The organism is Polymorphospora sp. A560 (assembly GCF_045781765.1).
GTDB classification, from domain to species: Bacteria; Actinomycetota; Actinomycetes; order Mycobacteriales; family Micromonosporaceae; genus Polymorphospora; species Polymorphospora lycopeni.
Map to the genome: position 1 here is coordinate 5,214,928 of NZ_CP122282.1, position 24,714 is coordinate 5,239,641.

The window sequence follows — 24,714 nt, forward strand, 5'->3', positions numbered from 1 at the left end:
GTGGCCGGTTCACCCGAACCGCCCGTGTACGTAGTCGGCGGTGCGCTGGTCCTGCGGGCTGTCGAACATCAGCGCGGTGGGTCCATGTTCGACGATGACGCCGGGGGTGCCGTGCGAGGCGAGGAAGAAGGCGCACCGGTGGGACACCCGGGCCGCCTGTTGCATGTTGTGCGTGACGATGACGATGGTCACCTCGTCGGCGAGTTCGGCGATCGTCTCCTCGATGCGGCGGGTCGAGGTCGGGTCGAGTGCCGAGCACGGTTCGTCCATCAGCAGCACGCGGGGACGTACGGCGAGGGACCGGGCGATGCAGAGCCGTTGCTGCTGCCCGCCGGACAGTGCCCCGCCGGGTGAGCGGAGCCGGTCGCGTACCTCGCGCCACAGGCCGGCCTTGGTGAGACTTTCCTCGACCAGGTCGTCGCAGCCGGCGCGGCCGACCCGGGTGCCGGTGAGTCGCAGGCCGGCGACGACGTTGTCGTAGATGGACATGGTGGGGAACGGGTTCGGTTTCTGGAAGACCATGCCGACCTGGCGGCGGGCGTCGGTGAGCCGCCGGTCCGGGGAGTAGAGGTCGTGCCCGTCGAGCAGCACCTCGCCGGCCAGCGACGCGCCGGGGACGAGTTCGTGCATCCGGTTGAGGACGCGCAGGAAGGTCGACTTGCCGCAGCCGGACGGGCCGATGAGTGCGGTGACCCGGCCGGCGGGCATGGTCAGCGACACCCGGTCGAGGACCTTGTGGTCGCCGAACCAGGCGGACACGTCACGTGCGTCCAATGTGGCCAGTCCGTGGGCCGGGACGGGGTCGACGAGGGTCGGGTCGGTGGTCTGGGTCACCGCGGCGCCTTCCGGTCGGGTGGTTACAGCAGGTTGGGCAGGAGTCGGGCGACCTGGTCCGCGGCGGCGCCGCCGAGGGCGGCGACCAGCGGCACGCCGACGGTCCACGCCGGCCAGCCGCCCCACCGGCCGCGCAGGTAGGCGACGGCGAGGGTGGCCAGCAGCAGTGCCTGGCTCCACAGCATCAGCGGGGTCCAGGCGTCCGGGTCGGTCGCCATCGGCTGCTCGGCGGCGGGCAGCGAGGCGGCGCCGAACCTGCGGGCCGGGGCGGGTTGGGCCGGTGACACCAGGTCGGCGTCGACCCGGAGCAGGTCCTGTGGCAGGTACCGGTCGCCGTCGGCGGTGATCAGCGTGAGCCGTCCGGCGCCGGACGCCAGTCGCGGCGGGGTCGGGTCGCCGGGGCGGCGGGTTCCGGTGACCCGGTAGCTGTGCTCGCCCTGCCCGGTGACGACGGTGACCAGGTCGCCGGGGATGAGCAGGTCCAGGTCCCGGAACGGGCCGCCGTACGCGGCCTGGCGGCCCATGACGACGCTGGTGCCGGGCTGGCCGGGCAGCACGGTGTCGCGGCGGTGGCCGGGGCCGTCGCGCAGCACCTCGGCGTCGCTGCCCTCGAGGACGACGGCCCGCAGCCCGATGGCCGGTATCCGCAGCACCGCGACCGGGGAGCCGGTCTCGACGATCCGTTCGTCGCCGGCGATGCCGTCGGTGAACTCGAGCCGGGTCTGGCCGACGGGGGCGGTGCCGCGGGCGAGTTCGGCGCGGTAGTCGGAGTAGAGCGTCTGCTGGCCGCGGGCGTACTGGAGGTGCGAGACCAGGGTGAGGTGGACGACGAAGCCGAGCGTGAGCATGGCCAGGATGGTCAGGGCGGTGCCCGGCAGGTAGAAACCGAGCCGCCCCGTCCTGGACGGGGCGGCACCGGGTGGTGTCGTCGGCGTTGCGGTGGTCACCGGTCCGGCCCGTTCCCGACGGACGGGTCCGGTGCTCCGGTGCCGGCCGGGCTGTCCGGCCAGGTGACCGGGGCCGGTTCCGGGCGCCGCCGCCGGGTCAGCAGCATCGCGCCGGAGCCGGCACCGACCAGGGACAGGCCGGCCATCCCGAAGGCGATCAGCGAGATACCGGTCCTGGGCAGCATGCCGCCCCCGCCGTCGGGGTCACCGCCGGGGTCGTCACCCGGGTCGTCCGGGTCGCCGCCGGGGTCGTGGGCGGTGATCTCCACGGTCCGGACCGCCGACTCCGACGGCCGGTACGCGGTGGCGTCGGCCGGGGTGAACACCGCCTTGAGCGAATGGGTGCCGACCGCCAGAGTGGCGGTGAAGGCCGCGGTGCCCTGTGCCACGGCGGCGGTGCCGAGTTCGGTCTGGCCGTCGAGGAAGCGGACGGTTCCGGTGGCGCTGTTCGGGGCGACCGTCGCGGTCAGGGTCAGCGGGGTGTCGGCGGGCTGGCTGCCGTCGGGGGTGACGGTCAGGGTGGTGGTCGTGTCGGTGGCCGGCAGGCCGTCGGCACCGATCCGGTAGCCGTTGACGCTGTTCGACACCGCCTGCGTGTAGCGGTCGGGGTCGGCCGGCCGGAAGGTCGCCTGGAGGTCGTACGCGCCGTCGGCGAGGCCGGTCATGGTGAGGGTGGCCCGGCCGTCGGCGACCGGCACGTCCCGCACCGGGGCGAAGGCGGCCTCGCCGGAGTCGCGCCGTTCGAAGGTCACGGTGCCGGCCGCGGCGGCGGGGTCGACGGTCGCGGTGAGCACGGGCTGGCCGCCGCTCGGCGCCGGGCTGGCCGGGTCGACGGTGAGGTCGACGGTGACCGGTTCGGCGCCGACGTAGACGGTGAGCGGGCGGCTGGCGGTGGAGACCGCGTAGGCGTCGGGGTCGGTGGGGTTGAAGGTGGCGGTGAGGGTGTAGTCGACCTGGGTCGCGCCGACCAGTGGCAGGTCGCCGGTCTCCAGGACGGCGGTGCCGGTCTCGCTCACCGGGACGGCACCGAGTTCGCCGGAGCTGCCGGAAGTGGATTCGGTGGCCCGGCGGAAGACGACGGTGCCGGGTACGGCCGGGGTGACGGCCGCGGTGAGGGTGACGGGTGTCCCGGCCGCGATCCGGTCGGCGGGTTCGACGGTCAGCGTCGTCTGGGTGGCGGCGACCGACGAACAGCTGGTGCCGACCCGCCACTGGGTGCCGCAGACGTGGATGGTGGTCTGGAACTGGTCGGGGTGCCGGCCCTCGGTGAGGCTGAAGCACTCGACGATCACCCACCACTCGCCGGCGGCCGGGGCCGCACCACCGAGCGCGGTGGTGAAGGACCGGTTCGCCTCGATCGAGACCGGGGCCGTGTCGAAGCCGCCGCCGCCCAGCGGACGGCCCAGGTTCGAGTACGGCCCACCGGGACGGCCGACCCGCAGGCCGGCGTTCTCCCCGTACCCGGTGGGACATGCCGCACTGCCGGCGGTGGCGAACATCGGGGTGTCGTCGACGTTGCCGCTGGTCTGCGACAGCCGCACCTCGCCGAGCGAAGCCGCCTGCGCGGGACCGGCGGCGACGAGCACCACCCCGGCGACGACGGCGCAGAGGCTCAGGGCGCTGGTCACCAGCGCGGCCAGGATTCGCCTGCTCATCGGTTTGCTTCCTTTGCGTGACGGATGCGCCGGTCCGGGCGGCCGGCGGGCCGCCCGGACCGGCGGGGAACTAGCTGTTGAACCGCAGGTTGGTGTAGCCGCAGGCGGCGTTGAGGTCGTCGAGGGTGGTGGTACGCAGGCCGAAGCCGAACAGCTGCACGACGTTGCGGTTGGTGCCGCCGTCGTTGACGGTCGCGGTGCAGACCGCCGAGTTGGCGCCGACGAACGTGGCGGCGATCGTCGGGTCGGTGAGCTTCGCGGTCGGTACGACGTTGTAGACGTCGCGCCGGAGCCCGAAGTTGGGGTTGGTGGTGCCGCCGACCAGCGGCTGCTGCACCGACTGGCCGGGCATGCTGATGCCGACGAGGCGGGCGGCGCCGCGCCGGTCGGTGACCGGTACGCCGGTCAGGTTGGCGATGGCGGTGACGTTGCTCTGGGCCACGAACTGGCCGGAGGAGAACGGCACGACGTGGGTCGGGTTGCCGGTCAGCGCCGAGCCGTCGTGCTCCTGGGTCCGGGGCAGCCCGGTGAGGCACGGGTAGTCACCGAGGCCGATCTCGGTCTCGTTGATCTGCATCTTGCTCATCCAGAACTCCCAGGTGCCGGAGCCGGCCTGGATGGTCCGGGGCTGCACCGGGTTGCCGGCGATGGTGGTGTCGAAGCACTTGTAGACCCGCTGGATCTGGGCGAACGACATGTTGAACGGCAGGTCGCCGTTCTGGTTGACGGCCAGCGAGACGGCGTCGACGCCGAACGGGATGTACGTGTAGTTGCCGGTGCTCGACGGGGTGCTGCCGCCGCCGTACGACGACGAGCGGGCGTAGTCGACGCAGTTGCGGATGTCGGCGCCCTCGTAGAAGCCGGGGCCACCGTTGGTGCCGCCCAGGTTCTCGCCGCCCGACGCCCGCAGTGCGCGCCGGCCGTTGCCGGAGCCGTTCGGCCGGTTGAGGGTGCAGCCGGCCGACTTGACCTTGATGGTGTCGGTGCCCCGGGCGTCCCAGGAGGCGACGACCTTGCCACCGCCGGAGGTGATGACGTTGCCCAGGCCGTTCATCACGTCCTGGGTGGTGTCCGAGCCGACACCGGCCAGGACGCGGTAGTCGGTGGCCGGCGACGGGTCGGCGGCGGCCGGGGTGGCGGCCATGACGACGGCGAGTGCCGCGCCGAAGCCCGCCGCCGCCACCTTGCCGAAGGTGTGGACCTTCATGCTTGCTCCCTTTCTGGTGACAGGTGAGTCGGGAGAATCGTCTGTCGCCGTGCCGGTGGCCGAAACCGCGTGCGGGCGAACGTTTCGGGCCGCTGTCTTCCGCCAACACGTAGGCCGGATGAACGACTGTTGGCGGACCGGTGGGCCGGCCCGAGACCGTCGTTCATGGACGGTTCCGGGGTGCGCGGACGGCCAGGCGGCGCAGTACGGGGCCGGCCACGCCGCCGAGCAGGCCGACGACGAGCGCGCCGACGAGTACGTACCGGATCGCTCCGGCGGCGCTGCCGAGGGTGGTTCCGGCGGCGGGCCGGACGGACGGGGCCGGCGACGGTGCGACCGGACCGGGCGACGGCGGTGTCCCGGTGGCCGGTACGCCGGTCGGCGGGCCGCCGGCCGGCGGCGGCCCGGCCGGGGCCTCCCCGCCGGGCGGTGGGGTCGTCGGCGCGGTCGCCTTTCCGAGGGTGTCGGCGGCGGTGCGGGTCAGGTCGCGCATCGGCTGCGGCAACGGCACGTACCCTTCGGGCAGGTTGCCGGGTGCGACCCCCGGGGTCTGGCCGGGGCCGGCGGCGTGCCGCAGCATCGCCGCGTAGTCGCGTCGGGCGTCGGCCGGGGCGGCGGTGTTCGCGATCGCGTAGGTGACCATGGTCAGCGGGTACGCGCCCGGGGTGGCCCGGGCCCGTTCCGGGTCGACGGCCACCACGCCCGGCACCTCGGTCGGTGCCATGGCCGACAGTGCGGTCGTCATCTGCGCGGTGGTCGCGCTTCGGCAGTCGGTGGCGACGTACGTGCCGGCCGCGTCGGGTGCGGCGGCGCAGAGTTCGGCGGTGTGCAGGCCGTACCGGGCGGCGGAGGCGGAGTCGGTGACCGACATCGCCAGCCGGAAGCCGGGCTCCTGGCGCGCGATCCGGGTCCACTTCGGCTGTTCGCCGGCGGGCAGGTTGATCGTCTGCAACGGTACGGCGGTGCCCTTGCTGTCGGCGCGCAGGGTCAGCAGGGCGGCTTCGCCGAGGGAGCCGGCGTACGGCCGGTAGTCCAGTGTGCAGTTGGTGTACTCGACGTCCTGGAAGGACTCCTTGGCGCAGGTCTGGTCGGCCTTCGGGAAGTAGTCGACGGCTCCGGCGGCGAACAGCCGCTGGTAGGCCGGATTGACCACCATGCCGGGCCTGCCGGTGCCCTGGTCGTCGGCGGTGCCGGCCAGCCAGGCGCGGGCCGCCGGGTCGGCGAGGACCCACCGCCACAGTTCCCGGGTCGCCATCGAGTTGCCGACCGGGGTCATCAGCCCGTTGAGGGTCGCCGAGGGGGTCTGGTCCCAGAACCGGAAGACCGGGTTGAGGTCCAGGAACTCCTTGTCGTACTTGATGCTGTTGGGGTTGCCGGCCGGGCCGCCGATGCCGGACACGTCGCGGCGGTACGACTGGGTGAGGAGTTTGGCGACCAGCCGCGGGGTCAGGCGGAGCTGGGACAGCACCGCGCCGCGCAGCCGCTCCTGTTCCCCGCCGGAGGCGTACGGGTCGAGGTTGCCGTCGACGTTGAAGGCGACGACGACGCCGCTGGCGGCGACCGGGGCGTGCACCAGCGGCGGTTCGCTGCCGGGCACGGGGGCGGAGCTGAACACCACGCCGGGTGCGCCGGCGGACGGCGACAGCACCTGGTTCTGCGCCTCGAAGTCACCGATCGCCGAGTAGCCGATGACCGGGCCCGAGTTGGCGCACAGGGCCGGCTGCCAGGAGGTGATCGCCTCGGCGACGAGTTCGGTGCCGGCGGTACGCCGTTCGGCCTGGGTCAGCGAGCAGGCGGCGCCGACCGCCCGGAAGTCCAGCGGGACCACGATCCGGTGCCGCCACACCGGCAGGCTGAACGGTGAGCCGTGGACCGCGGCGGTGGTGGAGACGTCGGTGCCGGCGTACGGGTCGTGGCGGCCGCGCGGCACGATCACGAGGTGGCAGCGGCGGGGTCCCGCGCCGGCCGGGGCGCCGCAGCCGAGGTGGGGCGCGCGCGCCGCGTTCTGTACCTCGAAGGCGACCCGGCCGGTGCCGTCGGCGGCGCTGAGCGCGTAGGGGTACTCGTTCGTCGACGCCTCGTTGAAGTGGGCCCGCAGGACGTCGTCGTCGGTCTGGTCCATCGTGCCGCCGGGGACGTTGGGGTTGGGTTTGGTGCCGAACGGCTGCCGTGGGCTGCCGTCCGGGGTCCGGGCGCCGCCGACGGTCCGGAACGGCACCATCTGCGCGTCGGCGGGCAGCGGCTCGGCGGGGTCGGGGTGCGGGTAGCCGGCGATAGCGTCGAGCCGCCGCCGGCTGGCGTTCTTGCCGGCCGGCGCGTCCGAGCCCTGGGCCATCGCCGGCTGCGGCAGGCCGAGACCGAACTGGCAGGTCTCCCGGAACGCCAGGCCGAGCGGGTCGTCGGGGGCCTGCGGGTCGCCCCAGCACTGCATCAGCTGGAGGTAGTCGACGCCGACCGGCCGGTTGCGCGGGGTCGGTTCGGCGCCGGTCCAGGTGACCAGGACCGCCTGGTTGGTCAGGTCCCGGGTCTGCGAGACGGTGATCCGGAGGGCGGAGAAGTCCTCGTACCCGTCGGCCCGGCCGGGGACGGTGACGGCCGAGCCGGCGCCGTCCTCGCCGCGCGCGGGCCCGGCCGCCGGCGGTACGGCCAGCAGCGGTGCGAGGGCCAGCAGGCCGAGGACGAGCGTGGCGACGCGGGTCCGGCGGGCGGTCCGGGTCCGGCGGGCGGTCATCGCCGGTCTCCGCGGTCGCGGCGCCCGGCGAGGGTGTGTGCCAGCAGCGGTGGGCCGAACAGTACGCCGACCAGCAGGACGCCGGCGATCAGCATCACCGTGTGCCGCAGCCGCCAGCCGCCCTCGCCGTCGAGGGACACCGGTACGGCGGCGACCTGTTCGCCGCCGCCGCCGGTGCCGGGGTCGACGACCTCGCCGGTCTCCGGGTCGACGAGGCCGCCGGTCGGGTCGCCGGTCGCGGTCGCCGACGGTGCGGCCGACGGGCCGCCGGACGGCGTGGGTCCGCCGGGGCGTGGGTTGGCCCCGCCCGTGCCGCACCGGGCGGCGGCCTTGACCGGCGTCTCCTGCCGGGCGCCGGCGGTGCCGGTGGGACTCTGCGTCGGCCCCTGCCGGTCGCAGGCGGCCGGTTGGGGCGCGTTGCGGGCCAGCGTGTTGGTGCCGTCGCGGGAGAACGTCGGGTTGTTGCAGTTCTCGATGCCGATGTTCCGCTGCGGCGCCCCGGGGATCTTGCGGACCTGCTCCATGCCGGCCCGGACCAGGTTGATCGGCAGCGGCGAGTAGCCCAGGACGTCGGCCTGCTGCTGGCCCTCGCACAGGAAGTAGTTCGCGAAGGAGGCGAGGGTGAAGCCCTTGTCCTCGGTGACGTTCATCTCGATCCGCTGTGGAACGATCATGTACGAGTACGACGACAGCGGATAGACGCGCGGGTCGTCGTAGGTGTAGACCCCGTCGAGGATCTGGGTCAGGTAGTCCGGCGACGACGGGTTGTCGTTGATGGTCGCCCGGGTCAGCGCGACGGCGACGTTCGCGGCCGTCGGTTCGACGTAGTAGTTCGCCGCGTTGAGCATCTTGACGACCGGGAACCGGGCGTTGAGCGCGTACGAGTACTCGACGTAGGTGATGGCGCCCTCGGCGTTGTCCTGTCCGACGTAGCCGGAGACGCCGGTCGAGCCGGTGGCCCCGACGAACCCGTCGGCGGACCGGAACGGGTAGGTGGAGGTGATGCCGCACGGCGCGGGCTTGCCGAACCTGGCGCAGTAGGCGTTCCAGATCTGCGGGTGCTGCTTGCTCATCCACAGGGTCAGTTGGGCGCTGGTGCCCGAGCCGTCCTGCCGCACCACCGGGACGATGTTGCGGGCCGGCAGGGTCAGTCCGGGGTTGTGCGCGGCGATCTGCGGGTCGTTCCAGCGTTTGATGGCCCCGGTGAAGATCTTGGCGATGACCTCGCCGGACAGCCGCAGGTTGGTGACCCGCCGGCCGCCGATGGTCAGGTTGTACATGAACGCCGTGCCGCCGGCGACGATCGGCATGTACCCGAACCCGCGGTCCGGCCGCAGGTCCGAACCGCCGAAGACGTCCCGCAGGCCGTACGGGATCTCCGAGACGCCGAAGTCCGAGGTTCCGTTGCGGAACTGGTTGCGGCCGTCGGTCGAGCCGGTCGCGTCGTAGTTGACGTAGATGCCGCGCTGCTCGACGTTGCGCCGCCAGTTGTCGAGCGCGTTGGCGCTCCACGACGAGCCGGTGCCGCTGATCTGCACCAGGGTCGGGGCGGCCCGGGCGGGCACCGGCGCCGCCGCCAGCACGACCATGACCGCCGCGAGGGCGGCCAGGAGGGAACGGCTGCTACGCATCACTTACCTCGCTGTCACTTGCGTGGACTCCGGGTGCCTGACGGGCCCGGGCGCGGGCGGCGAACCGGGCCGCGTCGCGGCGGGACGCCCGGGCCCGGGCGCGGGCCGCGCGGCGGCCGAGCTGGCCGGGCGCCCGCCCGCCGACCAGTCGGGCGATCGCGAACAGGATCAGGACCAGCCCCATCAGTACGGCGGCCGCCCCGAAGCCGCGCGCGATCATCGCCTCGTCCGGGCGACGTACGGCGTCGAAGACGAACAGCGGCAGCGACGTCTGGGGGCCGCTGGTGGGGTTGGCGTTGGTGTAGGCGGCGAAGCCGGCGGTGAGCAGGACCGGGGACGTCTCGCCGATGCCGCGTGCGGTGCCGAGGATGACCGCCGTGGTCAGGCCGGAGCGGGCGGTCGGCACGACCACGTGCCAGATGGTCCGCCACTGCGAGGCGCCCAGCGCGAGCGACGCCTCCCGCAGGGTGCCGGGCACCAGCCTGATCACCACGTCGGCGGCCCGGATCATGATCGGCAGCATCATCACGCCGAGCGCGAGCGACGCGGCGAACCCGGACTTGCCCATCCCGAGGGCGAGGACGACGGTGGCGTAGACGAACAGCCCGGCGACGACCGACGGCAGCGCGGTCATCGCCTCGGCGATCGTGCGGACCAGCCGGCTGAACGGGCCGGGGAGTTCGCTGAGGAAGACCGCGCAGACCAGGCCCAGCGGTACGGTGACCGCGAGCGCGATGGCGATCTGCATGAGGGTGCCGATGATCGCGTGCCGGATCCCGCCGACGCTCAGCGGCTGCAACGGCCCGGCCCGCCCCATGTCGTCGGCGAAGAAGTTGAGGTAGACGAGGGCCTCGCGGCCCCGCCACAGGGTGAACACGACGACCACGACCAGCGCCAGCAGCATCAGGGCGGCGAGGCTGTGCACCACGGCGGCCGCGAGCCGGTCGCGGACCGTCGGCCCGCTCTCGTCGAACGAGACGAGCAGGGTGTAGAAGCCGAGGAACGCCAGGTAGGACACGACCACGAAGCCGAGTACGCCGTCGAACGGCGCCAGCCGGGTGAACAGCAGGGCGGTCAGGCTCACGCCGGCGACGGCGGCACCGGCCAGCGCGAAGCCGTCGGTGCGGCGCGGCCGTCCGATCACCCGGCGCCGCTCGGGGACGTCGGGGCGGGGTTCGGCGGCCGGCAGCACCGTCGACCCCGGCACGGCCGGTCCGGCCTTGGTCAGATCAGGCGATGTCGACACGTCACACCTCGCTCGCGGCGCCGGAGCGGCTGCGGCTGATGACGATCGACGCCACGAAGTTGACCACGAGGGTCATCAGGAACAGCACCAGACCGGCGGCCATCAGGGCGGCGATCCCCAGGGCGGTCGAGTCGCCGTACCGCAGCGCGATCAGCGCGGAGATCGAGCCGGCACCGTTCTGCAGGATGTGCGGCTGCACGACGAAGACCATCGACACGATGAGGTAGACGGCGATCGTCTCGCCCAGCGCCCGGCCGAGCCCGAGCATGGTGCCGCCGATCATGCCGCCACGGCCGAACGGCAACACGACCGACCGGATCATGCCCCAGCGGGTCGCGCCGAGGGCGTACGCGCCCTCCCGCTCGCCGACCGGTGCCTGGGAGAACACCTCGCGCATGACCGAGGTGATGATCGGGGCGACCATCATCGCCACGACGACACCCGCGATGAACGTCGACGAGGTCAGCGCGGTCGGGCTCGCCACCGGGTCACGCGGGTCGTAACCGTCCACCTTGAACAGTGGTATCCAGCCGAGGTAGGTGGCCAGCCAGCGGGGCAGCCCCTCCCCCTGGTCACCGGCGACCAGCAACCGTGGCTGGAGCAGGAAGAAGCCCCAGATGCCGTAGACGACGCTCGGCACGGCGGCCATCAGGTCGACCAGGTTGACCAGCAGCGGCCGGATCCGCCGGGGCGCGTACTCGGAGATGTAGAGGGCGGCACCGGTCGCCAGCGGCACCGAGATGGCGATCGCCACCAGGGCGATGAGCACCGTGCCGGTCAGCACCCCGGCGACGCCGAAGTTGTTGCCCGCCGGGTCCCAGTCCTGCACGGTCAGGAACCGCCAGCCGGCCACCTCGATCGCCGGCCACGCCTGGATGGTCAGGAAGAGCCCGACGAGCACCATGATGAACAGCACCGCCGCGCCCCCGGCCCGGGCGATGCCGCGGAACACCAGGTCGGACGCGCCGCGCCGCTGCACGATGCGGCGGGGGCCGGGGGCGCCGTCCGGCTGGTCGGCGGGCGGGCCCGCGACGGTGGGCGGCGGCGGGGCGGCGTCGGGTCCGCGCAGCGTCGTGGTCGTCACCGGGGTGTCCTGGTCGGCTGCCCGGGGCGGGACACCGGGCGGATGCCCGTCGGCGGGGTACGTCCCGACCACTGCGGCCGGAGGTCGTCGTCGCGGCCGCGCCGGCCGTCCCGTCCGGTGCCGCGGGTCCCGTCGACGATCGCGGCCTGCGGGACGGCCTCGAGGAACCGCTCGACGTTGTAGGCGCACTCCCGGCCGCGCAGGTACGACCGGCTGGAGACGGCGACGACGGCCCGGTCGAGTTCGGCCCACCAGCACCACTGGCCGTTCTGCTCTACAGTGGACTCGTTCACCCGCAGCCGGTCGTGTCCCTGTTGGAGACACACCACGGCGTCCCGGCACTCGCCGTACGTCGGATGACAGCCGCTGCCCCGCCCGAGCGGGCGGTTGTTCGGCGACACCAGCATCCAGAAGACGCCGGCCTGCGGACCGTCCCCGTCGATCCCCCGCTGCGGCGGCACGGCGAAGAACACGAAACGTGATCGCTGCATCCTGATGCCTTTCCTGGCCCGTACCGAGGCACGTATCGCCCGGCTCCCCAACTCGGCCCCCGCCGTCGGTCAGCGTGCGCAGGCTCGATGACCGGACCAGCAGACCGGGACTCACGCCAGACATGCGCAAGGTGAACAGAAAGTACGCGGACATCAACCATCCGTATGACCGATGCCCCGCTTACGGATGACCTCCGGATCGGGAACGGGGGTGGTTCGCACCGCCCGTCCGGGCGGCCGCCGCGGCCGGCCGGGTCGCCAGCCACCCGACTCCCACCAGCGCCAGCACACCGACGACACCCGCCAGCCACCACAGGCTCACCCCGAGGGAGGCCGACCCGGTGCGGGCCACGGGTAGCGGCGTGGGAGCGCCCGGCGCCGCCTCCGTGCCGGGGCCGGCTTCCGGTACGACGTCCGGCGCCGACGGTTGCGGTCCGGCCGACGGCGACGCCGCCCCCGCCGGGTTCGCGGTGGCCGCCGCTGCCGCCGTACCGCCGCCCGGGCTGAGGCGCCAGCCGCTGCCGGCGACGGTGATCGAGGTGACGAACCGGCCCGGATGCTGCCCCTGCGTCTGGCTGAAGCACTCCGCCACCACCCACCACTCGCCGGCCTGCGGAGCGGTGCCGCCGAGGGCGGTCATGAAGGACCGGTTCGGCGTGGCGGTCACCGCCGCCCGGTCGTAGCCGCCGGAGGTGAGAGGGCGGGCGAGATTGGTGTACGGCCCACCGGGCCGGCCGATGCGCAACAACGCGTCGGAGCCGTACCCGGCCGGGCAGGACGCCGACGTCACACCGGAGGCGAAGACGGGAGTGGTGTCGACGGACCCGCTGCCCGGGTCGAGCCGGACGGTCCCCAGGAACACGGTCTGGTCCGGCGCGGTCCGCGCGACCGGATACACGGCCGCACCAACCGCCAGGACGGCGTGGACGAACAGGCGAAGGACTCGGATTGGCTTCACCAGACGGTCGTACGGACGACCGGCGACGGCACGTCCACGCCGGACCACGCGCCAGACGGACAACGGGTGAACGGGAGCCGGACCCCTACGGTGCGCCCGCTTCCGGCACCGGGTTGAACTCGTCGTCGACCAGGCCGAGCCGGTGCGCCAGCACCGCCGCCTGCACCCGGTTACGCAACTCCAGCTTCTCCATCACGGCGGACACGTGCGTCTTGACGGTGGTGACCCCCAGGTGCAGCCGCACACCGATCTCGGCGTTCGACAGCCCGGCGCCGACCAGGGCCAGCACCTCCCGCTCCCGGGCGCTGAGCGACCGCAGCGCCGCCCACGACCGGTCGGGCCCCCGTTCCCGGTCGTGGGCGGCGAGCGCCCGGCGCAGGACGCGGGCCAGCACCGGCGGCGCCAGCAACGTCTCGCCCCGCGCCGCCCGGCGCACCGCGTCCACCAGTTCCTCCGGGGCGCCGTCCTTCACCAGGTAGCCGATCGCGCCCGCGCCGATCGCCCCGTAGATGTTGACGTCGTCGGCGAAGGTGGTCAGCACCAGCACCCGGGCGGACGGCTGCCGGTCCAGGATGCGTCGGGTCGCCTCGATGCCGTCCGTCCGGGGCATCCGGAGGTCCATGAGGATCACGTCGGGCCGCAGGCGCTCGGCGAGGCGTACGGCCTCGTGGCCGTCGCCGGCCTCGCCCACCACCTCGAAGCCGCCGGCCGTCTGCAACAACAGGCCGACCCCGGCCCGGACGAGTCTCTGGTCGTCGACCACCAGCACCCTGATCACGCGTTCTCCCTGATCGGCAGCCGGGCCGACACCCGCCAGCCACCGCTGTCCGCGGCCGCGGCGGTGAGCGTGCCGCCGAGCAGGCCGACCCGCTCCCGCATCCCGGCCAACCCGTACCCGGACGCGGGCAGCACGGGACGCTCCCGCACCGCCCCGCTGTCCACCACCTCCAGCAGCAGCGTGCCGTCGGCCACCCGGATGTCGACCGTGGCGGTGGCTCCGGGCCCGGCGTGCTTGAGGGTGTTGGTCAGCGCCTCCTGCACCACGCGGGCGGCCGTCGTCCCCACCGACAGCGGCACCCGGGACAGCGTCTCGGGAACGCTCACCCGGACCGTGACACCGGCCTCGCCCACCCGGCGGGCGGCGTCCCCGATCATCTGCTCCAGCTCCACCTGCGGGCCGTCCCGCTCGACCGTCTCCGGGTCCCGCAGCACCTCCAGCAGTTCCCGCAGCTCGTCCAGCACCTGGCCGGCCGTTTCGCGCAGCTCACCGAGGGCGGCCACCGCCGGCTCGGTCCGGCCGGTGTGCTGCACGGCGTACCGCGCCGCGCCGGCCCGCAGGGCGATCGCCGCGATGTGGTGGGCCACGATGTCGTGCAGGTCCCGGGCGATGGCCGCCCGTTCGGCGAGACGGGCGGCCCGGGTCTCCGCGGCGCGGCGTTCCCTCATCTCCCGGGCCCGCTCCTCGGCCGCCGCCGCGGCGAGGCGTACCCCGCGCAGGTAGCGGCCGAACGCCACCGGCGCCGCGGCGACGCCGGCCAGCATGATCAGGCTGAGCACCCCGGTGACGCTGAACCGCACCGCCGCGTCGCCCTGGAGCAGGACGTTGGCCAGCGCCACGCCGAGGAACAGCGCGTACGCCGCCGCGGTCGACGCACGGCCGGACCGGTACGCGACGTAACCCAGCGCGACCGCGGCGGCGAGCAACGAGGTGCCGCCGCCGGCCGGAGTCGCCGCCACGGCGACGAGCAGCAGTGCCGACTCCACGACCAGCACCGGCCAGGGCCGCCGCCGTACGGCGATCAGGGCGAGCCCGGTGAGGACCGCGACGACGATCCCCGCCCAGTCCCCACGTGCCGCCCCGGGCTGGACGATCCAGGTGCCGGCCAGCCCCAGCCCGGCGGTGACCAGCCCGAGCAGGACGTCCGGCCACCAGCGGCGTCGCGCCTCCGTCACCGGCCCACCATACGGCGGCCGGCGCCGGCCACCGGCCCTCCCACCGGCCACCTCGCCTCCTCCGGGTGGCCGGGACACCGACCACCGGCACGACGGTGGCGCCCCGGCCGCGCGCCTAGCGTCGACCGCTGTGATCAGCGACGCCCCGACCTTCCTCGCCCAGTTCGTCCGGCACCCGTTCACCACCGGCGCGGTGCTGCCCAGCGGGCCCGGGCTCGCCGCGGACATCACGGCGGCGGTGCCCCGTACGGGACATCCGGTCGTGGTCGAACTCGGCCCGGGGACCGGGGTGTTCACCCGGGCGATCCAGCGGCGGCTGGCCGGCCGGGGACGCCACGTGGCGGTCGAGGTCAATCCGGCCTTCGCGGCCGGACTGGCCCGCCGGCACCCGGCGGTCGAGGTGGTACGCGCCGACGCCGCCGCGCTCGGCCGGGTGCTGCTGGACCGCCGGCTGCCGTCCGTCGACGTGGTGGTCAGCGGACTCCCCTGGGCCGCCTTTCCCGCCGGACGCCAGCGGGCGATCCTCGACGCCGTGGTGGGAGCGCTCGACGCCGGCGGTGTCTTCACCACCTTCGCGTACCGGCACGCGCTGCCGGCCCGGCCCGCGCGCCGCTTCCGCCGGCTGCTCGACGGGGCGTTCGAGGAGGTGACCGTGGGCCGGACCGTCTGGGGCAACCTGCCGCCGGCCCTGGTCTACCACTGCCGCCGGCCGGCCGGCGCCGGGAGTCCTCCACCCGCCCCGGCGGGCACAGGCTCCGGGTGTGCACCGGCTGCGACACGTTGCGGGGCGGGCGTCGCCGGGACGTGAGCGGTACGTCGTCTTCCGTAGCCGGGACCAGGAACGACCCGCGCGCACGCCGTTGACACGTACCCCGTCGAGCGGCCGGGCGGGCCGGCCGGTGGGCGGGTCAGGCGTGGCGGCGGGAGCGGGCGACCAGGTATCCGATCGCCACCCCGACCGCCAGGACGGCCAACATCCGCGAGGGGAAGTTGGTACGGAGCCGGTCGAGCCCCGCACGCGGGTCGGCCACCGTCCCGGCGGCGTCCGCCACGGCGTCGACCACCGTGTCCCCGAGCTTGCTCACGTTCACCACGCCCACCGTCCCTCCGCGTCCTCGGTTGCCGCGAGCCCCGTACCCGCCGGCACGCCGGTGAAACGGCCGGGACAGCGGGTCCGGTACGGTCGCGCCGTCGTCACCACGGCCGTCATCGTCGCCCGGGTCCGGGTGCCCGGCCACGGTGCAGCGAGGAGATCCGATGCGGCAACCGCCCGGGCCGCCCGCCGACGGCGACCGCGTCACCGCACCGGGGTTCGGGCACGGTGACTGCCACGACACCGCACTCGGCACCCTGCTGGGCCTGGCCGGCGTCGCCCATCCCGAGGACCTGATCCTCGGCGAGCTGGCGTTCGGTGTCACCGTCGACCGGGGCGTCGCCGACGGGCTGTCCCTGTCGTACCGCAGCGGGCCCGCCCTGCCCCCGGCCACCGGCCCGGCCGGCACCGGAATCACGCCGACCCGGTGGCGGGCCACGGACCTGCCGGACCTGTGCCGGCACCTGCGCGACCGGACCCGCGACGGGCGGCCGGTCGCGGTGACCGTCGACCAGTACGACTACGAACCCGCGCCGTTCCACCGCGTCGCCCACGTGCCACACGACCTGGTGGTCACCTCCGCCACCGGCAGCGGGCTCGACGTGCTGGACAGTTTCCCCGCGTCCCGGTTCGCCGGCACCGTCGAGCCGTCCCGGTTCGCCCGGTGGGCCGACTCGCCACATCTCGGCGCGGCCCGGTACGCGACCGTGGAACTGGCGGTGCGGCCCGGCGCGGCCGAGGAAGCGGCCGGCTGGCTGGCCCGCAACTGGCGGGACCGGATCCGGCGCAACGTCGCCGCGATGCTCGACCCGTCCGACCGGCACGGGGTCGCCGCGATCGGCCTGGTCGCCGACCGGCTGGCGGACTGGCTGGCCGGTCCGGACTTCCAGCCCGACGCCGGCCGCCGCCGGGAGCTGGCGGTGAGCAGCTTCACCGACCTCGGCGCGATGCGTCGCGGGCACGCGCTCTGGCTGTCCCGGGTCGCCGGGCTCGGCCGTCCGGCGCTGGGCGAGTGCGCCGACCGGGTCCGCGCGGTGTCGCGGCAGTGGGACGTCGCCGCCTCGCTGTGGCTCGCCGGTGCCCGGTCGGGTCAGGTGGTCGATCCGGCCGCCGCCGACCTGGTCGCCAGGGGCCTGCACCAGGTGCCGAAGCTGTTGCGGCTGATCGCCGCCGCCGAGCGGCGGATGGTCGAGCAGATCGACGCCGCTGTCCACACCGGAGGATGACCGGACGCCATTGACCGGCCGGCCGGCGACCGGCTACTTTCTCGCTGGTCGAAACGCTTCGACTCCCCATCCGGGCGGGCAGCGCGCGAAGAGGCGCGCCCGCGCGTCCCGGCCCGCACGGCCACACCCCGCCCCGTCGCCCCCGGCGGCCGGGAAGGAGTCCGATGCCCACGAACCAGGCGCCGGTCCACGAGGAGGCGCCGTCGGTCGGCCCGGCCGCGGCGGTCGTCATCGACCTGCTGGAAGAGGTGGTGGCCCGGACCCCGGACGCCGTCGCGCTGGTCGAGAACGGGACGGTCATCGACTACCGCACCCTGTGGCGCGACGTCACGGCGACGGCGTCGGCGCTGCTCGACGACGGCGTCGCGGCCGGCGAACCGGTCGGAGTGGCCGTACAACGCTCGGCCACCGGGATCGGCGCACTGCTCGCGGTGCTGCGGGCCGGTGGCGCGTACGTGCCGCTGGATCCCGCCGACCCGCCGGACCGGCTGCGCGACATCGTGCGGACCTGCGGCCTGCGGCGGATCGTGCCCGCCGCGCCACTCCCCCCGGCCGTCACCGCCGGCCTGCCGCTGCGGATCGTCGAACCCGCGCCGGCCCCCGGACCGGGCACCGCCGCGGCACCCCTCCGGCCGGCGACCGGCGGGCTGGCGTACATCATCCACACCTCCGGGTCCACCGGCCCCGCCAAAGGCGTCCTGGTCGGGCACCGGGCCCTGGCGACGGCCGCCACCGCCCTGCTCGAGTCCTGGCGGATCGGGCCCGGCGACCGGTTCCTCAGCTTCGCGGCACCGACCTGGGACACCAGCGGCGAGGAGACCTACCCGACGCTGCTCGGCGGGGCGGCCCTCGTCATCGACCGGCGGGCCACCGACGGCACCGTGACCGGGCTGCTCACGGCGGTCGAGCGGAACGGCGTCACCGTCGTCGACCTGCCCACCTCGTTCTGGTACGAGGTGGTGGACTTCCTCCGGACGACCGGTCGGCCGCTGCCGCCGTCGCTGCGTCTGGTCGTCATCGGCGGCGAGGAGGTGGCCGCCGGACCGGTCCGCGCCTGGTGCGAACTGGTGCCCGACCGGGTCCGGCTGGTCAACACGTACGGCCAGACCGAAACCGTCCTGGTCACCCACCAGGCCGAACTCGGCGGCGCCACCGGCCGCCGACTGCCCGACGACGTGCCGGTGCCGATCGGCCGGCCCCTGCCGCACGTACGTCAGGTACTCGTCCCGACGGCACCCGGCTCCCCGGTCGCCGAACTGTACGTCGGCGGGCCGGGGCTCAGCCTCGGATACCGGGCCCGGCCGGGGGCCACCGCGCGGCGGTTCGGCCCCGTACCGGGCGCCGGCGGTGACCGACTGTTCCGCACCGGTGACCTGGTGACGGCCGGCGCCGACGGCCAGCTCGCCTACGTCGGCCGGGTCGACCGGCAGCTCAAGATACGCGGCCACCGGGTGGAGCCGGAGGCGGTGGAACGGGCCCTGCTCGGCCATCCGGGGCTGGTCGCCGTCGCGGCGTACGGGATCGACGCGGCCACCGGCGGCCGGCGACTCGCGGCCGCCGTCGTGCCCCGGTCGGGGACGGCCGTGACCGGGCCGGAGCTGGCCGCCTGGCTGCACGACCGGCTGCCCGCCCATCTGGTGCCGACCCGCTGGTCGGTGCGTACCGCGCTGCCGATGCTGCCGAACGGCAAGGTCGACCACGCGGCGCTCGCTCCCGACGACGCTGGTGACGGCGGCGGGCCGGAGGTGGTCGGCGACCCCGTCGTCGCCGACGTCACGGCGATCTTCAGCCGGGTCCTCGACCGCTCCCACGGCCCGGACGACGACTTCTTCGACGCCGGTGGCGACTCGATCCTCGCCGCCCGGCTCATCTCCCGCCTCTACCGCCGCTTCGACGTCGAACTCACCTTCGTCGACCTGTTCGAGTGGCGTACGCCGCGCGGCCTGGCCGACCTGCTGCGGCCCGCCGGCTCGGCGGCCGCCGGCCCTACCGGTTCCGGCCCCACCGGTCCCGCCGACGGTCGGACGGAGCCCCGTCATGGGTGAGCCGGCACCGGACCGCCACCTGGCGGAGCTCCTCGCCATCTGCGCCGACGTGTTCGGCCGCGACGTCGCCGCCGGGGAGAACTTCTTCGACCTCGGCGGCGACTCGGCGCAGGCCACGGACCTGTTCCTGCGGCTGGAGGCCCGGCTCGGCGTCGAACTCGACGTCACCGTGTTCTTCGAGGCCGCCGACTTCCGCGACCTGGCGTCCCGGCTGGCCGGATCCACCACGCCGGCGGTGGACGGGTCCGGGCCCGGTACGCCGGCATGACCGGGTCAGCCGACCCGACGCAGCCGCCCCGCGAGCCGGGTCAGTGGTTGCGGCGTGGCGAAGTCGTCCGGTACCAGGCCCGACCAGCCGTCGGCGGCGAGCCGGTCGAGGACCGCCGGCACCAGCAGCAGCCGGCCACCGGCCGCCAGGTAGCAGTGCCGCGGGTCGGCGTCGTCGAGCCCGTTGAACCGGGCCACCGCACCGCGCAGCGCCGCCAGCGCCGGCCGGCCCGGGTCGCCGTCGACCCGGGCGTCCGCCGGCTCCTCCCCGGGGCGCAGGTCGGCCCGCACCGGATCGCCGATGTCCGCGCCGAGCCGGGCCGCGACCTGGTCCAGGGTCAGGTCCGGGCCGTCGAGATGGGTCCGCAGGATCCGTTCCGGGCCGGCCAGCAGGGCCCGCATCTGCGCCGGGTCGAAGACCATGCCGTTGAAGCTGGCCAGGACCCACATCGCACCCGACTCGACGGTGGTCATCAGGTAGGAGTCGAAACCCTCCCGGTCGATCCTCGTCTCGTTGCGGCCCATCCCCAGCTCCAGCTCGCCGGCCGTGGCCAGCAGGCCGGTCAGCTCCCGGTCGTCGCGCCGCTGGAGCTCGGTCAGCTCGGGGCCGTGGTCGAAGTTGACCGTCGTCCCGGACGCGAACGCGACACCGCGCCGCCGCTCCTCCGTGGCCAGGATCTCGCGCAGCGTCAACTGTCCCAGCCGGTACCGGCTCTGCACCCGCAGCATCCGCAGGCGCAGCCGCTCGATCAGCGTGCCCACCGTCGGCCGGTCGGAGACATCGACCGTGGTCGGCAGGATGCAGTGGTAGCAGCCGACCACCTCGCGCTCCCGGCCGGTCCGCCCGCCGAAGTGGTCGCGTACGACGGTCGACGGGGCACCGGACATGATCGCCAGCAGGGCGTGCACCAGCGCCGAGTAGACCACCGCCGGACTGGTGCGGTGCCGGCGGGCGGCGAGGACCAGGGCCGCCGGCAGGGTGGCGGAGCGGTAGCTGGCGCCGTACCGCTGCAACACGTCGGGGCGCAGCGGCACGAACAGGCGGGCCGGGATCCGGCGTACCTCGTCGCGCCAGAACCGTTCCGCGGCCTCGCGGCCGGGCACCAGCTCGCCGGACCGCTCGTCCAGTGCCGAGTCGGCGGGCTGGTGGCCGCCGGGGCGTACGGCGCCGGCCGGCGGCGGGTCGGCGTCCGCACCGGCGGTGCCGGTGTCCGGCCGGTCCCGGCCGGCCGGGTCGGCGGGCACCGCCCGGCACGCCGCCGCCAGCCCGGTGAGCACGAGCCGTTCGCTGTGCCCGTCGAAGACGGCGTGGCTGACCACCACCAGCAGTTCCACGGCGCGACCGCCGGAGCGGACCACGCCGAACCGGACCAGTTCGGTGTCGGCGGCGGTGAACGGCGGCTCGGCCAGCGCCCTGCGGAACGCGTCCCGGGCGGCGTCGGAGTCGTCGTCGCAGAACCGGACCGCCGGCTCGGCTGCGGCGTGCACGACCTGGACCGGCGAGCCGGCGTCGTCGAGCCGGAACGTGGTGCGCAGCGCCTCGTGCGCGGCGACCAGGTCGCGCAGCACCGCCACCGCGTGCCGGTGCGGGATCGGCGGATCGGGCCGGTAGGAGACGGTGATGGCGTTGCAGCTTCCGGTGAGCAGCTTCCACCACTCGAACTGCTGGGCGCCGCCGAGCGGTGCCCGCCGAACCTCCACGCCTCCGGCCACCGGACGATGATGCCACGGCCGGCGACGGGGAGCCGACGGTGACGGCCGGCGCGGCTGCCGCCGACGGTCCTGACAGGACGGTGCCGGCGGGATCCACATTGGGCGGATCCGCGGGGCCGCCGCTGCTGCCACCGGAGGAGCTGGCGGCGACGCTGCGCCCGGCCGGCCGGGCGCGCGGGCTGCCCGCCGCCGCCTACACCAGCGACCGGGTGTTCGCCTTCGAGCGCGACCGGTTCTGGCGCGGCGGCTGGACCTGCCTCGGCCGGGCCGACCGGCTCGCCGAGCCCGGCGACCAGGCCGGCCTCGACGTCGCCGGCGCCGGCGTGCTCGTCGTACGCGACGCCGCCGGGCGGCTGCGCACCTTCCGCAACACCTGCCGGCACCGGGGTCACGAACTCGTCGCCCGCGACTGCGTGGTCCGCCGTCCGACCGTCTGGTGCGCCTACCACGCCTGGGTCTACCGGCTCGACGGCACTCTGCGCAACGCACCCCGGTACGACCCGCCGCCGGACGCCGACCTCGACCTGCTGCCGGTCCGGTCGGCACAGTGGCGGGGCTGGCTGTTCGCCGACCTGTCCGGCGACGCGCCACCGCTGCCCGACGTGGTCGGCGATCTCGACAGCGTGCTCGCCCCGTACCGGCCGGAGGAGCTTCGGGTCGTCGCCAGCCGGAGCTACGACGTCGCCGCGAACTGGAAACTGGTCGTGGAGAACTACCTGGAGTGCTACCACTGCCCGAGCACCCACCCGCAGCTCAGCCGGGTGCAGCGCACCGAGGGCGGGGAGAGCTTCACCCCGACCGATGGCTGGCTCGGCGGGCACCTCGACCTGCGTAACTCGGCCAACGCCATGTCGCTGGACGGGACCGGCCCCGGCTGGACCTTCCCGCGACTCGACGAGGACGCCGCCCGCCAGGTCCGCTACCACCTGCTGCCGCCCGACCTGTTCGTCACGGCGACCCCGGACCACCTGGTCACCCACCGGCTGGTCCCGGTGGCGACGGACCGGACCCGGGTCGAATGCGAATGGCTCCTCCCGGCCGAACTGGTCGCCGCCGGCACCGACCCCGGCTACGCCGTCGACTTCTGGCACACCACGAACCGGCAGGACTGGGCCGCCTGCGAATCGGTGCAGCGCGGAATCTCCGGCGGCGGCTACCGGCCCGGGCCGCTGGCCCCGCACGAGGACCTGCTGCACACCTTCCTCGTCCGGGTCGCCACCGCGTACCGGACCGGCGGGCCGCTGTCACCGGCCAGACCCACCGTGGAGCCGGCGCCGTGACCGGCGGCCTTCCGGCCGGCACCGGCCCGGTGGAGCCCACGGTGGACGTGGTTGACGTAGTGGACGTGGTGGTCGTCGGTGCCGGCCTCGCCGGCCTGGCCGCCGCCACCGAACTCGAAGCCGCCGGACGGCGGGTCCAGGTCGTCGAGGCACTACCGCGGGTCGGCGGGAGGACCGCCAGCCACCACCGGTACGGGCAGGCGCTCGACGCCGGCGGCGCCTACGTCGGCACCCGCCACACCCGGGTACGGGAGCTGGCCCGCCGGTTCGGGCTGCCCCTGATCCCGACCGCCGCCCCCGGGGTGAACCTCTACGACCTGCGCAGTGAACCGGTCCGGGCCGACGCCGGCCGCCCGGCGTTCAACGCACTCGCCGTCGGCGACGCGCTCGACCGGCTCGACGACCTCGCCGCCGACGTACCGCCCACCGATCCCCGGACCGCCGCGGACGCCGCCGAACTCGACCGGCTGACCGTCGCCGGATGGGCCGCCCGCGAACTCGCCCACCCCGACGCCCGGCTCCTGGTCGACCTGCTGGTCCGGCAGATGCTCGCCGCCGACCCGGCCGACGTCAGCCTGCTGCACCTGCTGTTCTACCTGTCCTCCGGTGGCGGGCTGCACTACCTGACCGCGTTCTCCGGCGGCGCCCAACAGGACCGGATCGCCGGCGGCGCCCACCTGCTCGCCGACCGGATGGCGGCGGCGCTGGCCCGACCGGTCCGGCTCGGCACCCCGGTCACCGACCTGCGCCCCGGCGACGGTTCCCACCCGGTCCGGGTCGTCGGCCCCGGCCTCGCCGTCCGCTGCGCGTGGGTGGTCGTCGCGGTGCCACCCGGCCCGGCGGCCCGGATCCGGTCGCTTCCGCCCGGTGTCCGGCAGCCACCGGCCCCGGCCCGGACCATGGGCGCCACGGTCAAGCTGCACCTGGTCTACGACTGTCCGTTCTGGACCGACGCCGGCCTGTCCGGCTGGGTGACCGCCGGCACCGGCCCGCTGCGGTACGTCGTGGACGACTCGGCCGGCCGCGCCGGGCTCGGAGTGCTCGTCGGCTTCGTCACCGGCCCGGACGCCCACCGGTACGCCGCCCAGGCCCCGGCCGTCCGCCGGGCGGCGGTGCTCGACCGGCTCGCCGGCTGGTTCGGTCCCGCGGCCCGGCGGCCACTGGCCCTGCTCGAACGGGACTGGCAGGCCGAGCCGACGGTCGAGGGCTGCTACGCGGCCGTACCCGAGCCGGGCTGGTGGACGACGGCCGGCCGGCCAGCGTGGTCGGCGACCGCGCCGGACGGGCCGGTGCTCTGGGCCGGCACCGAGCGCAGCCCCGAGTTCTACGGCCACCTGGAGGGTGCGGTCCGGTCCGGGCAGCGGGCGGCCCGGCAGATCGTCGCCGCCGACGCGGCCACCGGCCGGGTGGTCCGGTGACCCGGGACGTCCCGCCGCCGGTGGCCGACGGGCTGCGGTTCGGTCTGCTGCTGCCGAACGCCGGCTACTACGCCGACCCGGGCCGGCTGCTCCAGCTCGCCCGGGCCGCCGACGATTCCGGGTGGGACGGCGTGTTCCTCTGGGACCACCTGCTGCTCGACCGGGCCACCCGGCTGCCGCTGGCCGACTCCTGGACGGCCGTCACCGCGATCCTGGCCGGCACCCGGCGGATCCGCGGCGGCCCCCTGGTCGTCCCACTCGCCCAGCGGCAGCCGTGGAAGGTCGCCCGGGAGACGGTCACCCTCGACCACCTCTCCGGTGGCCGGCTCGTCCTCGGTGTCGGCCTCGGCGCCAGCGCCGACACGGACTTCGCCGCCTTCGGCCTCGACCCGGCCCCGGCCGTACGGGCCCGGCGGGTCGACGAGTCGCTGGCGCTGCTGGACCGGTTGTGGAGCGGGCAGGAGGTCAGCCACCACGGCGACCGGTTCCGGCTGGACCGGGTCACGTTCCTGCCCCGCCCCGTGCAGCGGCCCCGGATCCCGGTCTGGGTCGCCGCCACCTGGCCGGCCCACGGCCCGGGTCCGCTGGCGCGGGCGGCCCGCCGGGACGGCGTCGTCCCGATGGTCCGCGAGCCCGGCGGCGGGCTGCGTGGACCGGACCGCGCCGAACTCGCCGCCATCCTGGCCGCGGTGCCCGACCACCCGCCCGGATGGACGGTGGCGGTGCCCGGCCGGCTGCCGCCCGACGACCGGCCCCGCGCCCGGGCCCTGGCCGCCGGCTACCGCGACGCCGGCGCCACCTGGTGGCTGGAGTCCTTCGACCCGTGGCGCCGCGATCCCCGGCAGGCCTGGTCGTGGGCCGGCCAGGAACCGCCCCGGCCATGACCCCGGCACCCCGCCGTCGCGGGCAGCCCCCGGCCCCGGCCGGCGAAGGAC

21 protein-coding genes are annotated in these 24,714 nt (G+C 75.0%); 7 read left to right on the forward strand and 14 right to left on the reverse strand.

The annotated features are described in order from the left end of the window. Positions 1–9: 9 nt before the first annotated feature. From QCD66_RS23140 to QCD66_RS23195, 12 genes are all read right to left on the reverse strand, one after another. Positions 10–783 (reverse strand): phosphate ABC transporter ATP-binding protein, encoded by a 774-nt coding sequence (locus QCD66_RS23140; protein ID WP_375736857.1) that lies wholly within the window; start codon positions 781–783, stop codon positions 10–12. A gap of 74 nt (positions 784–857) precedes the next feature. After that, the gene (locus QCD66_RS23145) at positions 858–1,781 is read right to left on the reverse strand and encodes a class E sortase (RefSeq protein WP_364212559.1); all 924 of its coding nucleotides are present in this window, start codon (positions 1,779–1,781) and stop codon (positions 858–860) included. Continuing rightward, positions 1,778–3,436: an Ig-like domain-containing protein gene (locus QCD66_RS23150; RefSeq protein WP_375736854.1), complete on the reverse strand. Its 1,659-nt coding sequence runs from the start codon at positions 3,434–3,436 to the stop codon at positions 1,778–1,780. Before QCD66_RS23150 ends, QCD66_RS23145 begins: the two co-directional genes overlap by 4 nt. A gap of 70 nt (positions 3,437–3,506) precedes the next feature. Continuing rightward, positions 3,507–4,643: a hypothetical protein gene (locus QCD66_RS23155; protein ID WP_375736853.1), complete on the reverse strand. Its 1,137-nt coding sequence runs from the start codon at positions 4,641–4,643 to the stop codon at positions 3,507–3,509. Positions 4,644–4,806: 163 nt separating this feature from the next. Beyond that, the gene (locus tag QCD66_RS23160) at positions 4,807–7,374 is read right to left on the reverse strand and encodes a hypothetical protein (RefSeq protein ID WP_375736852.1); all 2,568 of its coding nucleotides are present in this window, start codon (positions 7,372–7,374) and stop codon (positions 4,807–4,809) included. After that, positions 7,371–9,005, reverse strand: coding sequence for a phosphate ABC transporter substrate-binding protein PstS (locus tag QCD66_RS23165; protein WP_375736851.1), 1,635 nt, complete (start codon positions 9,003–9,005; stop codon positions 7,371–7,373). Before QCD66_RS23165 ends, QCD66_RS23160 begins: the two co-directional genes overlap by 4 nt. Then, positions 8,998–10,251 (reverse strand): phosphate ABC transporter permease PstA, encoded by a 1,254-nt coding sequence (pstA, locus tag QCD66_RS23170; RefSeq protein WP_364212574.1) that lies wholly within the window; start codon positions 10,249–10,251, stop codon positions 8,998–9,000. The genes QCD66_RS23165 and pstA overlap by 8 nt, the downstream gene beginning before the upstream one ends. 1 nt (position 10,252) lies before the next feature. Then, positions 10,253–11,335: a phosphate ABC transporter permease subunit PstC gene (gene pstC / locus QCD66_RS23175; RefSeq protein WP_375735412.1), complete on the reverse strand. Its 1,083-nt coding sequence runs from the start codon at positions 11,333–11,335 to the stop codon at positions 10,253–10,255. Beyond that, complete coding sequence (locus QCD66_RS23180; protein WP_364212577.1) at positions 11,332–11,826, reverse strand: hypothetical protein; 495 nt, start codon at positions 11,824–11,826, stop codon at positions 11,332–11,334. Before QCD66_RS23180 ends, pstC begins: the two co-directional genes overlap by 4 nt. A 181-nt stretch (positions 11,827–12,007) precedes the next feature. Continuing rightward, positions 12,008–12,784: a hypothetical protein gene (locus QCD66_RS23185; protein WP_375735413.1), complete on the reverse strand. Its 777-nt coding sequence runs from the start codon at positions 12,782–12,784 to the stop codon at positions 12,008–12,010. A gap of 85 nt (positions 12,785–12,869) precedes the next feature. Then, the gene (locus QCD66_RS23190; RefSeq protein WP_364212583.1) at positions 12,870–13,562 is read right to left on the reverse strand and encodes a response regulator transcription factor; all 693 of its coding nucleotides are present in this window, start codon (positions 13,560–13,562) and stop codon (positions 12,870–12,872) included. Next, the gene (locus tag QCD66_RS23195; RefSeq protein ID WP_364212586.1) at positions 13,559–14,737 is read right to left on the reverse strand and encodes a histidine kinase; all 1,179 of its coding nucleotides are present in this window, start codon (positions 14,735–14,737) and stop codon (positions 13,559–13,561) included. Before QCD66_RS23195 ends, QCD66_RS23190 begins: the two co-directional genes overlap by 4 nt. A gap of 130 nt (positions 14,738–14,867) precedes the next feature. On the opposite strand from QCD66_RS23195, the gene QCD66_RS23200 reads away from it, so the two are divergent. Further along, the gene (locus tag QCD66_RS23200; RefSeq protein WP_375735414.1) at positions 14,868–15,545 is read left to right on the forward strand and encodes a class I SAM-dependent methyltransferase; all 678 of its coding nucleotides are present in this window, start codon (positions 14,868–14,870) and stop codon (positions 15,543–15,545) included. Positions 15,546–15,645: 100 nt separating this feature from the next. Here the strand turns inward: QCD66_RS23200 and QCD66_RS23205 are convergent, their stop codons facing one another. Then, the gene (locus QCD66_RS23205) at positions 15,646–15,828 is read right to left on the reverse strand and encodes a hypothetical protein (protein WP_364212591.1); all 183 of its coding nucleotides are present in this window, start codon (positions 15,826–15,828) and stop codon (positions 15,646–15,648) included. A gap of 166 nt (positions 15,829–15,994) precedes the next feature. Between QCD66_RS23205 and QCD66_RS23210 the strand changes: the two genes are divergently transcribed. From QCD66_RS23210 to QCD66_RS23220, 3 genes are all read left to right on the forward strand, one after another. Continuing rightward, positions 15,995–17,056: a hypothetical protein gene (locus QCD66_RS23210; protein ID WP_364212594.1), complete on the forward strand. Its 1,062-nt coding sequence runs from the start codon at positions 15,995–15,997 to the stop codon at positions 17,054–17,056. Between the two features lie 164 nt (positions 17,057–17,220). After that, on the forward strand, positions 17,221–19,101 hold the full coding sequence (locus tag QCD66_RS23215) for an AMP-binding protein (protein WP_375735415.1): 1,881 nt from the start codon (positions 17,221–17,223) through the stop codon (positions 19,099–19,101). Next, positions 19,094–19,369: an acyl carrier protein gene (locus QCD66_RS23220; RefSeq protein WP_364212600.1), complete on the forward strand. Its 276-nt coding sequence runs from the start codon at positions 19,094–19,096 to the stop codon at positions 19,367–19,369. Before QCD66_RS23215 ends, QCD66_RS23220 begins: the two co-directional genes overlap by 8 nt. Before the next feature lie 5 nt (positions 19,370–19,374). Here QCD66_RS23220 and QCD66_RS23225 read toward each other — a convergent pair whose 3' ends face one another. Continuing rightward, a complete protein-coding gene (locus QCD66_RS23225) occupies positions 19,375–21,081 on the reverse strand; it encodes a condensation domain-containing protein (protein WP_375735416.1) in 1,707 nt (568 codons plus the stop codon). A gap of 152 nt (positions 21,082–21,233) precedes the next feature. Between QCD66_RS23225 and QCD66_RS23230 the strand changes: the two genes are divergently transcribed. The 3 genes from QCD66_RS23230 to QCD66_RS23240 are packed head-to-tail and all read left to right on the forward strand — an operon-like array spanning position 21,234 to position 24,663. Further along, positions 21,234–22,361 carry an SRPBCC family protein gene (locus tag QCD66_RS23230; protein ID WP_375735434.1) on the forward strand — a complete coding sequence of 376 codons (1,128 nt, stop codon included), beginning with the start codon at positions 21,234–21,236 and terminating at the stop codon, positions 22,359–22,361. Further along, positions 22,358–23,779: a flavin monoamine oxidase family protein gene (locus tag QCD66_RS23235; protein WP_375735417.1), complete on the forward strand. Its 1,422-nt coding sequence runs from the start codon at positions 22,358–22,360 to the stop codon at positions 23,777–23,779. The genes QCD66_RS23230 and QCD66_RS23235 overlap by 4 nt, the downstream gene beginning before the upstream one ends. After that, positions 23,776–24,663: an LLM class flavin-dependent oxidoreductase gene (locus QCD66_RS23240; protein ID WP_375735418.1), complete on the forward strand. Its 888-nt coding sequence runs from the start codon at positions 23,776–23,778 to the stop codon at positions 24,661–24,663. The genes QCD66_RS23235 and QCD66_RS23240 overlap by 4 nt, the downstream gene beginning before the upstream one ends. Positions 24,664–24,714: the final 51 nt, after the last annotated feature.